The organism is Sporosarcina sp. P37 (genome assembly GCF_002109365.1).
GTDB lineage: Bacteria > Bacillota > Bacilli > Bacillales_A > Planococcaceae > Sporosarcina.
Genome location: NZ_CP015349.1, coordinates 2,413,033 through 2,425,267, shown reverse-complemented (window position 1 = coordinate 2,425,267; position 12,235 = coordinate 2,413,033). Strand labels below are relative to the sequence as shown.

Here is a 12,235-nt window from a genome sequence, read left to right as displayed (position 1 = left end):
TAGCTGCCCCCGTCTTTTAAAAGTTTTTTAACAAGTATTCTAAATCGTCTTCCATATGTTCTTGCATTAAATTTGATGCTCTATCTGAATCTTGATCCTTTATTGCATTGTATATTTCAAAATGTTGGTTATGGATGACTACTCTTCTTTCCGCGTCTCTTAGCTTGGAACTTTTATAGAATCTCGTTAAGTTTCTAAGTTGATTAGTCTGCTGATATAACCTCTCGTTCTTACTCTCATTGAGAATAATATCGTGGAATGCCGTGCACATTCTATTAAAGTCATCGGATTCATCAGGATTTCCAAGTTCATTGATAAATCTTTCTTTCTGTAAAAATAGCTCTTGTAATTCCTGATGAATTTCTTCATTTAAATTCGAAATTAATAGTTTGACTGCGAGTGATTCTAGAGCAATTCTGCATTGATAAATCTGTTTTAGATCTTCCTTGGAAGTTTTGTAGACAAATAATGTACCATTTTTCCTAAGAAGAAGGCCTTCCAATTCAAGTTTTCCAACAGCCTCTCTAATTGGACCCCTACTCACGTTTAACTTCTTAGCTAATTGTGCCTCTACAATTTGTTCATCTGCTTCAATAGCACCAGTTAAAATATCTTCTCTAATAGCCTCATAAATTTGTAAATACAATGGCGGAGCTTGGACTATTTGAATTGTCAACTTCTACTCCTCCTCTGTCACCTATTATTTAACATCAGCTTTCAAAATACTCTTTATTGACAGGAACACCTGCAGCTAATAATACCGCTAGCTTAATCCTAGCTTTTTTTCCATCATAGTCGCTAGCAAGAATAACCCCTTCATTCTGCAAACTCCATGCACTGCCCGGGAAGTCATAGACAGTCTTTACCTCTCCTTCTTCTGCGCTAGTAGTCAAAATTACAATAATGCCTTTCTCAACTGCTCGCTTCACGCTGTCTAAAATATAAGGAGGAGCGTGTCCTCTGCCTGGGGCCTCAATGATAATACCTTTTGAGCCTGATTCTGAAGCGCAATCAATGAATTTCCCATCTGATCCAAGTGCACATTTAACGAGATCAATAGCTGGCAAAGGATTTTTAATAGTATAAGTTTCTCTATGAATTGGTTTTTGATAATAAGAGACTTTCTCTTGATCTACAATTCCTAAATAACCAAACCCGAAAGATGTAAACCCATCAACGTTGGAAGCATGCTTTTTTTGAACATAACGACCTGAGAATATTCTCTCATTAAACAAGGCAATTGTTCCCAAACTACGGCTTTCCGGATGTGCAGCTAAAATAATCGATTGTCTTAAGTTTACAAAAGCATCCGTTCCAATAACAGTTGGTCCTCTTTGGGAACCTGTGATAACAACAGGACGATCATCTGAAATTACGAGATCTAAGAAATAAGCAGTTTCTTCTAAAGTATCTGTACCGTGGGTAACTACTATTCCATCAACTTGTTCATTTTGAAACACTTCTTCAATCTTCTCTTTAAGTGTATATAAATATTCAAAGTTCATATGGTTGCTTGGAATTTGGAATACCGACTGAACGTCTACTGTAATTGTTTCAGGTAAGTCACACATCTTGGATAATTCTTCTCCAGACATAACGCCAGCCGTAAGCAAACCTGTTTCCGGATTTCTTTTACTGGCAATAGTTCCGCCAGTACTTAACATGACAATTTTCTTCTTTTCCATTTTTAATCCACCTACTCTTTATTTATTCTTCATATATCTTTCATTTGGTTGTCAGCTGTTATCTGTTAACAGCTAACAGTTAACGATATGGAAAGCTTAAAACAAGTTAACAGAATTGTCAATACTATTTAGTGAATTATAATTTTTCCTACTAGTTCGCATTTTATAATTCGTTTTCACACTAAGGAATAGAAACTGTATGAATTTCATAACTAATGTAAAGGTAAAAGGTCCCGCTACAATTCAGAATTGCAGCGGGACCTGGCACTGAAAAACAGGGCTATTACAATTTCGGCAAAACTTTTCTAGCGCCTAATATCAGCCAAGTACTCAGCACAAATGGCATTGTCAAAGCGGGAAGCCCCAACGGCAATAGCCAAATGCTGACACTTGCCATAAGGGGAACTGTAATACATGCCGCCGCCACACCTGTAATAGGTGCATAGCGATTTTCCTTCGTGTTGTACACAACCGATACGGCTAGAATGGTCAAAATAGCGTTATAGCCATATAACCCCAGTAGGATTAGCGCATGTTCCCCCGCTAATGCCAAAGCTGTCAAACACGCGACCACATTACCAATGACCGCATATATTCCCATTTTTCTGCTAGCCCAAAATATCGCAATGAATAATAAAAGACCAGGTATGGCTTCGGTAACGAAAAAGATTTGACCGATTCCATTAAACGTTGATTGAAGCAGATTGATTTTTCCTTCCATATTCAATTCCCAATTAGCTAAACTTTGAGGAGACAGTGACCCGCTTAACTTAATGCTTTCGAGTTTATAGGATGCAAGCAGTGTGAACCAAGTTAATAGGATAAATGGCAATGTCAAGATTGGAATGCCGAGGTTTCCTAAGAAATACATTAACGTCGCGGTTAGTATCGCAGTGACCGCTGCGCCAACCAGTGCCACAACCCAGGCAGTAGGCCCGGTCAAAAATGTTTGCAGCACCAATCCGGTAAGCACAGAATTATAGCCCATCAAACCTTTACGGACCAATGTTTCATCTGCACCGCCTATTTTCGCAACTAGCGTACCGATCATGGCGGATAAAAATGCAATCACCCCTAATGAAAACGAAGATATCGTAATCGCTAATTATTAAGGTGCCAGGTCCCGATACAATTCAGAATTGTATCGGGACCTGGTACTCTGTTCGTACTCTATTCATCGCCTTCCCGGACCCAACCGTTTCTTACCACGCTCATCCGCCAATAACTTTTCCAATTTACACCGAATCACCTTTGATTCATCCGTCGCATTCGCAGGATCAGCCAAATTGTTCGTCTCCAGCGGATCTTCGGCAAGGTTGTAAAGTTCAAATTGATCGCCAGCCGGCTCTGTTTTGACTGCCTCTACCAAGCATCCGTCTTTCTCAACAAGTGTTGTATCACTGACTCCGGGATCTGTCCAAAATTGAGGGTTGTCAAAGTATCGGGCAAATTTCCAAATTTCATGCTCCTTGCTGCATCCCGTTGGAAGTGAGGCAAAGACGGCTTCGATCGAGCTTGGCTGGACAACTTGTTCGTAAGGGCGCCCGGTAATCGGGTTTGTTTGGTTGAGCCCTTTGAAGACATTATCTTCTGTCATGAAATACAGCGGTTCATTTGCCCGAAAGAACTGGTCACGGCCGTAAAAGAGCGGTGTCAGATTCCTACCAACGAGCGGCTGTGCTTCTGTATGATCGCGGGATAGTTTCCGTTGTACAGAAGCTGCGTCAATTCCTGCCAATCCCAGAAGAGTAGGCAGAATGTCGACGTGGCTCGTTAGCATGTTTGTAGACTTTGCATTATGGAAAAGTTTTGGGCTATGAATGATGAGAGGCACGTGAATGGATTCTTCGTACATCGTGTACCATTTCTGATACAGGCCGCCATGCGCATCCAGTTGCTCCCCATGATCCGAAGTGAACACGATGATCGTATTATCGAAAAAACTGGACTGTTGGAGAGCCGTAATGACTTTCAAGAGTTCGTTATCCACTTCTTTTTGAAGACTGTAATACAGCTGACGGTAAAAATTATTATCATGTATCGGCTGAAGCCCTTTTGGATACGTTTGCCGATAGCTTTCCTGTACCATGGGTTTCGACTGCAGTGATTCGTGAACAGTCGGGGCTGGAGGTATGAAAGGCAGTGTGGGATCTACTTCGAAAGTAAAGTTAGGAGAAATGGCTGAAAACATGCCATACAATGCGATATCGTGCGGGTTGACGAATGAACATTGAATAAACCAAGGCGTATCCTTTTTATCACAATGTCTATCTTTATCTAATTGTTTTATGAGTTTCACGGCATCCGCTGCATACACTTCATCGCGCCCGCTCGTTCCAGTCCCTGCAGATGAAGCAGAATTTCTGGGATCTGCACCATGGGGGTCCGGACCAATCCACTCAGAAAAGCCGTATTCATTCAGACGGTCTGCCTTCCGATAAATTCTCTCATTCTTTTTATTAGGCACACCTGTCTGCTGATCGTAACTGGGCAATGAATTTTTCGTGCCCGGAATGAGGATATCAGGTTCCGACGCATGCCACTTCCCTTTCCAAAACGTTTTGTAGCCTGCAGCGCGGAAATAGTCCCCTATCGTTGGAACGGTATTCGGATCCAGCCAGAATAGATCTGCGTCGAACGAACCCTTTGCAGCACCCGGTGTTTGCGTGACGCCATGTAATGAAGGATAGTGCCCTGTATATAATGAGGTCCGGCTGGGAGAACAAGCCGTACTCGCTGCATAATGGTTCAAAAATGAAAGCCCGTTTTTCCGCAGCAGTTCCTGCGCCACCAGATTCTTTCTTCTCCATCTTTGCAGATCCTTTGTTTCATAAACAGGCGGAAACCGATCCTGGTCCACCATTAAAAACAAAATGTTCGGTTGTGACTCCCCATAATGGAATTCGCTTGTCATACATGATTCCCCTTCCTGCGTTTAGCCGTGCTCTAATAAGTTATGTTGGGGATAGGAGTGCAGGTGAATGAATTCTGTGGATTTACTAAGATTGAATGATACAGTATGTAAATAACGGTATACATGGCAAATATAGTTATAATGACCCTTTGAAAGCTGCGCAGGCCATGGTAGACTGTTCCTGTTCACACAATTAAATACAATAACTAGGGGTGTCCAACGTAATTGGACTGAGATGGAATGATTGTACACGCATTCCGGACTCTTTGGACCTGATCTGGCTCGTACCAGCGTAGGGAAGTTTTCATTTTATCAGCAGCGCATTTTTTTGCGTTTTGGAGACCAGGTCCTATTTACGGAACTGGTCTTTTTTGTTGCCGATTCCCTTTACTTGAATCGAGTCATGTCACCCCCTCAAAAGGAGACGATGACCACATGCAAGAGAAGAAAGAAGAAATCCATATCCACAAATGTTTTCCGGCAAGCAGAAAGATTTACGTACGAGGAAGCCGTCCAGACATACTCGTACCGATGCGCGAAATTGAGCTGTCACCTACTGTAACTGACCAAGGTGAAATTGCGAATGAACCTTTCCGTGTCTATGATACAAGCGGTAAATATACGGAAGCCGGTTATCAGGCAGACATCGAAAAAGGACTGCCGACTATCAAAAAGAATTGGATAATTGAACGAAATGACGTAGAAGAGTATGAAGGCCGGCAAGTGAAGCCACAGGATAATGGGTATCGTTCAATGGAACAAATGGAACATGACGCTGAATTTCCATTGCTGAAACGCAAACCATTACGGGCAAAACGCGGCATGAATGTTACGCAAATGCATTATGCGCGCAAAGGAATCATTACACCTGAAATGGAGTTCATTGCAATCCGTGAACATGTAACGCCTGAATTGGTCCGGGATGAAGTCGCGAGAGGACGGGCAATTATCCCGTCGAATATTAACCACCCAGAAGCGGAACCAATGATTATCGGCAGTAAATTCCATGTAAAAATCAATGCGAATATCGGGAATTCTGCCGTTTCTTCATCCATTGCTGAAGAAGTGGAAAAGATGACATGGGCTACACGCTGGGGCGCAGATAATATTATGGATTTATCAACAGGAAAGAACATTCACACAACACGTGAATGGATCATCCGCAACTCCCCTGTCCCTGTAGGAACGGTTCCATTATATCAGGCGCTGGAAAAAGTAAACGGCAAAGTGGAGGACCTTTCATGGGAAGTATTCCGCGACACGTTGATTGAGCAGGCAGAGCAAGGTGTCAGCTACTTTACCATCCATGCGGGTGTATTGCTCCGTTATATTCCTATGACAATTCATCGTGTGACCGGAATTGTCTCACGGGGCGGTTCTATTATGGCCCAGTGGTGTATGCTGCATCATAAAGAAAATTTCCTGTACACACACTTTGAAGATATATGTGAAATTATGAAACAGTATGATATTGCTTTTTCATTGGGAGATGGATTACGTCCAGGCTCCATCGCTGATGCCAATGACGAGGCCCAATTCGCTGAACTTGAAACACTTGGAGAGCTTACGAAAATTGCTTGGACCCATGATGTGCAAGTAATGGCAGAAGGCCCCGGACATGTGCCTCTGCATTTAATTAAAGAAAACGTTGATAAGCAAATGGACATATGCCAGGAAGCACCGTTCTATACACTCGGTCCTTTGACAACAGATATTGCTCCTGCCTACGACCACATCACATCCGCTATTGGTGCGGCAATGATTGGTTCGTTAGGGACAGCGATGTTATGCTATGTAACTCCTAAAGAGCATCTTGGCCTGCCGAATAAAGAGGACGTGCGCGAAGGCGTCATTGCTTATAAAATTGCGGCACATGCAGCTGATTTGGCAAAAGGCCACCCGAGCGCATACAAACGTGACCATGCACTATCAAAAGCCCGTTTTGAATTCCGCTGGCGTGATCAATTTAATTTAAGTCTGGATCCTGAACGCGCGATGGAATATCATGATGAAACATTGCCGGCTGAAGGAGCAAAGGTCGCTCACTTCTGTTCTATGTGCGGGCCAAAATTTTGCAGTATGCGAATTTCACACGACATTAGAAAATACGCCGACGATAACAGTTTAGAAGAGAAGCTTGCCGTTGAAAACGGTATGAAGGAGAAAGCTGAAGAATTTAAAAAATCCGGTGCCGGAATCTATCTGTAATAAGGAGGGATTGGAGTTATGACAGCTGAACAATTACTTCATCAAATTACTGTGAAACGCCAAAATCTTCATCTGTTAGAAGAACAGCTGGACCTCCTGCAGGCACAGTGCATACACGAATATACCGAAACCGCAACATACAGGCAATGCATAAAATGCTTAAAGACAGAGAGTGTCCATTATTAATAGTGATTCTGCAGCGTTCGAGGATTGTATGGCAATTAAACATAAACAAAATTAAGTTTTTACGGTGTTGGTTTGTAAAATTATTATGTATCAACTACGAAAAGAAAGCCTTCTGGATGAGTTCTCATTCAGAAGGCTTCTTTCTAGAAGAAAACAGCGCCTCCAGTGGAAGAACTATTTATTTACTACAAAATGTCTGAGCAGTGTTTGACTTGTGCGATGCATAGGTAAAATTTTGATCATTTAATAGGTATCGTTTGACGCCACCTGTAAATCAGGGAAATATTTCATATTATTCCAATTACACATAGAACAATTGTCAGACACCTGTTACTATTAAGTTATCGATGAGTAATAAAATCAATTTACAGGAGGTATGCAGATGAAAAAATTAGTTGCATCATTAATTGCAGCACTGTTGGTTGCTTTCGCCGGCTTCACGATAAACGCGCAGGCTCAAAGTGTTGAGGGGAAGTATATTGTATACTATGAAAATCATGCGAGCATCAACCCCGACAGAATCATGGAGCTGGGCGGCGAGGTTTTACATGCGTACAAGCATCTTCCTGCCCTATTAGTTCAGTTGTCTGATCCACAACTAAACAAAATAAAGTTTGATGAAAGCGTTAAACACGTCGAAGCCGATGAAGAAATCAGACGATATACGCCTATCCAATCCCTTGACGGCCGTCTGAGCCAAGGCATCAATCAAACCATTCCCTGGGGCGTGCGGAAAGTTCGGGCGCAGTCATCTTGGAGAAATTATACAGGTAAAGGTGTCAAGGTCGCTGTGCTCGACAGCGGTATTTCTTTACGGCATGAAGATGTAACAGTCAGCGGAGGTGTTTCATTCGTAGCGGGCACCAGTTCTTATGCGGATGATCATAACCATGGAACGCATGTGGCGGGCATTATCGGTGCAAAAAATAATCATACAGGCGTTGTAGGCGTAGCACCTGATGCTGAGCTCTATGCGGTAAAAGTAATAGACAGAAACAACTCCTTCTTAACTTCCGATCTGATAAAAGGAATAGATTGGTCCATCACGAATGAAATGGATATCCTGAATATGAGCTTATACACCTATGATTACTATAATCATTACGGACTTCATGAAATCATTAAGACAGCTTACAATGAAGGTATGTTACTTGTTGGGATTACAGGTAATACCGGAACGGATAGTCGTGATAACACCGTGAATTATCCCGGTAAATATTCTGAAGTGATTGCAGTCGGATCGATTGATGAAGACAGCCTTGTGTCGTATTACTCCTCGTTTGGATCAGAAACAGAAGTTACCGCGCCAGGCAGTTATGTGTACAGTACATTGAAAAATGGATCCTACGGTTACATGAGCGGAACGTCTATGGCAGCACCGCATGTAGCAGGTCTGCTGGCACTTCTGAAAGAAGAGTATCCGAACTACACAAACCGCCAGCTGCGCAGTAAATTAATTCAAAATTCCATTGATATGGGCACACTGGGCCGCGATCCTTATTACGGCCACGGATTGGTTCAAGCGAATGTAGCGGAAGCTCACTATAAAACATGGCCAGCGAAGAAAAATATACCGCAGGATAAAGTATGGAAAATTAAGTTCAATCATGCAGTAGATACTGCCAGTGTGAACGATGCGACTGTGTATATTACGAGCGGTTACGGATATAGGATGCCTACGGTCGCCAATTTGGCAAAAGATGAGAATGGAAAAAATACGATTGTGGAAGTTTGGACATATGATCTGTTTGAACTCGGCGGAACCTATACCTTATGGATAGAAGATTTGCGCAATGCGGATGGGAAATACTTAAAAGAGAATGTGAAGATGGAGTTTACTATTTCAGATATGTAAAAGTTCAGCTACTTCTCTATAGGCAGTATGCTTTGCAATAAATAACTGCGCGGTGCATAGGCTCCTGTTTTATCATTTAACTACGAAAGAATAACCCCACTTCACAAAAAGTGGGGTTCTATGACGTTATTGAACTGAATGCAGTCATAATGAATAGAGAATTATTACACACTTCCCAAGCAGTCATAGCATCGCCGTTTCCATTAGTTTTTATTGTCCTCTTCTTTTAAAAACCTCTTATTAAAGAAAAGATGTAAATCACCTTTGTAAAATGTAAAGCAGTAGCTTCCTAATAAAATTAACGTCAGGCCAATAAAAAAGACATGTTCATTCGGATCTAGAGTTTTATCAAGAATACCTAAAAAAGTAGTCACTAAGATTAAGGCACTTAATAAATGAGTGAAGCTTGTTTGGAACTGTTTGATAAAATTTCCTGCCGCAGAACCTTTGTCTATGCATACCTTTTTGCTAAAAGAGCCTAAAAAGTGATGAAATACCACGCTGAAAATTACATAGATCAGATAAGTGAAGATGAATGACTTAAATATTAGTGAAAATACTTGGGTTCCCGGTAACTGCGGAATGTTGTTCAATGTATTGGTCATCATGATGTAAGTGAAAACTGAAAAATAAACGGCCAGGAAAGCTGCAAATTCATAAATGGCATACGTTACTATACAGATACGGTCGTATAGGTACGTAAAAATACCTTTTTTTGAACTCTCTATGGTCCAATTGTATGAGAATCCAGAAATAAACTGAGCTATGTAAAAGCAAACAGCTAAAAAGAGCAATGTGAACATACTGCCGGAATTTAATAGAGCTAAAAACTTATCATACAGCGTTTTTATAGTGTAGTGATTAGCTGTTATTGCGGCAACGAGCAGTGGCAATAAAAACAATAACAGGCCATTAACATATAGAGATTTATTATTTTGTATTGAAATCATTCCTTATCGTAAATTGTGTAATTGGGTTTTTGTTGTTTTTTGAGATGCACACTCAAAAGAAGAGTAATGAAAATAGCGATAAGCAGAACGCTAAAAATCCTAATTGTGTGTGCCACAGGTGCCCTGAATCAATAATTGTGTCTCGCATAGTCTTTACTCTTACCCCATTTAACAACCAGTCTATTGTCCTTTAATCATCTAATTCTCGCACGTGTTATCTTTCAACCTTGCTGGTCATCTCTTCATCGGTAAACTTCTTTTTTATATCATGAAATCAGTAGAACTGTTAATGAATCAAGCGATGCATAGGCGCTCTTTGAAAATTCACCCAAAGCTATTTCTTGGTTTCTGTTCCCCTCAAGGTCTTAAATTATTATCAAGACTTCCATCAGGATTACTTCTGTCATATCCGCTATTCCCACCGCGCCAATATCCTTCTACTTTTGTACCGTTAGAACGTTCATAACCTTCCACCCAATGAGGATCAACATGGTGTATTTCACTACTATCTGAAGGAATAGTTTCCTCTATTATGTAGTCACCGTAATCATACTCTTCATTAACGGGACTATCCAAGAATTCATAAATCAGTGACCCAGCTACAAGAAAAAGCGTCGCAGTAAAACTTAGCGAAGCTATTTGAGACGACCAATTCTTCACTACATACCAAATATGAAGAGGGTTATATACCTTGACAGCAGCTTCAGCATCGCGATAGAGTGCAGCACGCTTGTTTGCTCGAAACCACATAAAGAAATGCCTGGAATAGTTCTTATTGAACTCTCTTTCCACATCCTCTATCACTTTTGAGTGGGGAATAAAAGTGAGAATAGTAACCAGCGCAAACACTATAAAAGCAATCCCTGTAATAATATAAAATTGTTCGTACCAAATTTCCTTTTCCCACGTTTCAGTAATCCACTTAAAAATGTACATGATTAGTTACCTCGCTTAAAAGAATCCTCTAATGTATTTATTAATTGTGTGATGCACTGGTAACCATTACTCAAGTCCGTTATTACCCAACTATTACTGCTGAAATTGTATCCCATTAACGGAAGTGAATTTTACACCATCTTTTGTTATTGCAATTTCTGCAAGTCGACTTGTTCCAGCTAGACCGCCAAATTTTTATGTGCCTATAAAAAATATTTAGTTTTTTGGTGCACAGGTACCAATTTCTTCGGTGTTCGAACTTTACAAGAATCTTGCACCAAGCCTATTGGCGCCGCTTACAACGGAAAACCGTGCCGGTGCCAAAGGGGTAAGCAGCTTGTGCGTTTCCTGACAGCCGTTTATGTAATCCTTCATCAGTATACCTGTAATCGGGCTAAGCAAAATGCCGTTCCGGTAATGACCGGTACAGATATTCAGCCCGCCGATGAACGGATGAGCTCCCATGATTGGCAGATGGTCTGCAGCCCGGGGACGTACACCGGCCCATGTCTTGTGGATCGTTCCGTCACTAAGCACAGGCAATAGACGGGAAGCCCGCTGCAATAAAGAAAGAATACCGCGAGCCGTGACTGATGTATCAAAGGAACCGGGAATAGACGTTGCACCGATGAGCATTTCCTTATTTCGTTTCGGCACAATATAACAGCCGTCTACCGCAAAAACCGTTTTAACCGGTGCAGGGCCGGCCAATCGGATCGACAAGCATTCGCCTTTTACAGGAATGACGGGCAAGGAAAAGCCGGTGTCAGCTAAGAGATGACTGCTCCAGGCACCGGCTGCAACCGTCACTTGGGCTGCATGAAACGTTCCGACTGAAGTATCAATCCCCACTATCCGATCTTGCTGAATCAGCAGACGAACAACTTTTGTTTCTTCATATACATGGACACCTGCATTCATTGCTGCTTTCAAAAAGGCCTGTGCGAGCAAAGGGGCTTTTACTTGATGGTCTTTCTCCAGAAAAATGGCGCCAGCAGTTTGAGACGTCATACAAGGTTCAATCTCCGGCACTTCCTCCGGCTCAAGCCACTGAATGGATGGGTCCTTTTCGGATAAAAAGTGATATTGCCGGCGCAGCTCGTCCCGATCCTGTTCTGTCGCGGCCGTTTTCATCAGGCCGGCTGTTCGTAATTCAATGTCAATACCCGTTTCAGACAGCAATTCATCACGAAGTTGAGGGAACATCCCCCGGCTTTCCAGCGCAATGTCCAATAACGGATTTTCCCGCTCAAATTCATTTTGCGCGCCCAGCATCCCTCCTGCCGCCATCGAGGCCTGTCCAGCTTTTCCTGCATCAAATACAGCTACGCTTACGCCTTCCTTGGCCAGCCGATAGGCAATGGAACAACCAATTACCCCTCCGCCTATTACAATATGATCATATGTCTTCATGGTCTCCGCTCCCTCTAAATGGTTAACATACTGATGTACCGGTCTGGAAGGAAATAAAAAAGCGCCGCTTCCCAGAAGAAAGCAGCGC

The 12,235-nt window shown here is 42.1% G+C and carries 9 protein-coding genes and 1 riboswitch; of the genes, 2 read left to right on the top strand and 7 right to left on the bottom strand.

Features of this window, described 5'->3' with window-relative positions; translation table 11 throughout:
* Positions 1-16: 16 nt before the first annotated feature.
* The 4 genes from SporoP37_RS12330 to SporoP37_RS12315 form a co-directional block, all read right to left on the bottom strand.
* The gene (locus tag SporoP37_RS12330; RefSeq protein WP_081243934.1) at positions 17-676 is read right to left on the bottom strand and encodes a GntR family transcriptional regulator; all 660 of its coding nucleotides are present in this window, start codon (positions 674-676) and stop codon (positions 17-19) included.
* Positions 677-710: 34 nt separating this feature from the next.
* The gene (locus SporoP37_RS12325; protein ID WP_081243933.1) at positions 711-1,685 is read right to left on the bottom strand and encodes an asparaginase; all 975 of its coding nucleotides are present in this window, start codon (positions 1,683-1,685) and stop codon (positions 711-713) included.
* A gap of 283 nt (positions 1,686-1,968) precedes the next feature.
* On the bottom strand, positions 1,969-2,736 hold the full coding sequence (locus SporoP37_RS12320) for an urea transporter (RefSeq protein WP_232329761.1): 768 nt from the start codon (positions 2,734-2,736) through the stop codon (positions 1,969-1,971).
* 123 nt (positions 2,737-2,859) lie between these two features.
* Positions 2,860-4,599 (bottom strand): sulfatase family protein, encoded by a 1,740-nt coding sequence (locus SporoP37_RS12315; protein ID WP_085431096.1) that lies wholly within the window; start codon positions 4,597-4,599, stop codon positions 2,860-2,862.
* A gap of 198 nt (positions 4,600-4,797) precedes the next feature.
* Positions 4,798-4,915: riboswitch (TPP riboswitch) on the top strand.
* 119 nt (positions 4,916-5,034) lie between these two features.
* Between SporoP37_RS12315 and thiC the strand changes: the two genes are divergently transcribed.
* Complete coding sequence (gene thiC / locus SporoP37_RS12310; RefSeq protein ID WP_085431095.1) at positions 5,035-6,807, top strand: phosphomethylpyrimidine synthase ThiC; 1,773 nt, start codon at positions 5,035-5,037, stop codon at positions 6,805-6,807.
* Positions 6,808-7,375: 568 nt separating this feature from the next.
* The gene (locus tag SporoP37_RS12305; protein WP_158233597.1) at positions 7,376-8,848 is read left to right on the top strand and encodes a S8 family peptidase; all 1,473 of its coding nucleotides are present in this window, start codon (positions 7,376-7,378) and stop codon (positions 8,846-8,848) included.
* A gap of 203 nt (positions 8,849-9,051) precedes the next feature.
* On the opposite strand, the gene SporoP37_RS12300 is transcribed toward SporoP37_RS12305, so the two are convergent.
* From SporoP37_RS12300 to thiO, 3 genes are all read right to left on the bottom strand, one after another.
* Positions 9,052-9,798 carry a hypothetical protein gene (locus tag SporoP37_RS12300; RefSeq protein ID WP_085431093.1) on the bottom strand — a complete coding sequence of 249 codons (747 nt, stop codon included), beginning with the start codon at positions 9,796-9,798 and terminating at the stop codon, positions 9,052-9,054.
* Between the two features lie 357 nt (positions 9,799-10,155).
* Positions 10,156-10,734, bottom strand: coding sequence for a hypothetical protein (locus SporoP37_RS12295; protein ID WP_085431092.1), 579 nt, complete (start codon positions 10,732-10,734; stop codon positions 10,156-10,158).
* Positions 10,735-10,995: 261 nt separating this feature from the next.
* Complete coding sequence (gene thiO / locus SporoP37_RS12290) at positions 10,996-12,147, bottom strand: glycine oxidase ThiO (RefSeq protein ID WP_158233598.1); 1,152 nt, start codon at positions 12,145-12,147, stop codon at positions 10,996-10,998.
* Positions 12,148-12,235 lie beyond the last annotated feature (88 nt).

Coding starts and splice junctions, on each gene's coding strand:
- SporoP37_RS12325 (WP_081243933.1), bottom strand. CDS start 1,685: ATGGAAAAGAAGAAAATTGTCATGTTAAGTACTGGCGGAACTATTGCC.
- thiO (WP_158233598.1), bottom strand. CDS start 12,147: ATGAAGACATATGATCATATTGTAATAGGCGGAGGGGTAATTGGTTGT.
- SporoP37_RS12305 (WP_158233597.1), top strand. CDS start 7,376: ATGAAAAAATTAGTTGCATCATTAATTGCAGCACTGTTGGTTGCTTTC.
- SporoP37_RS12315 (WP_085431096.1), bottom strand. CDS start 4,599: ATGACAAGCGAATTCCATTATGGGGAGTCACAACCGAACATTTTGTTT.
- SporoP37_RS12300 (WP_085431093.1), bottom strand. CDS start 9,798: ATGATTTCAATACAAAATAATAAATCTCTATATGTTAATGGCCTGTTA.
- SporoP37_RS12295 (WP_085431092.1), bottom strand. CDS start 10,734: ATGTACATTTTTAAGTGGATTACTGAAACGTGGGAAAAGGAAATTTGG.
- thiC (WP_085431095.1), top strand. CDS start 5,035: ATGCAAGAGAAGAAAGAAGAAATCCATATCCACAAATGTTTTCCGGCA.
- SporoP37_RS12320 (WP_232329761.1), bottom strand. CDS start 2,736: ATGATCGGTACGCTAGTTGCGAAAATAGGCGGTGCAGATGAAACATTG.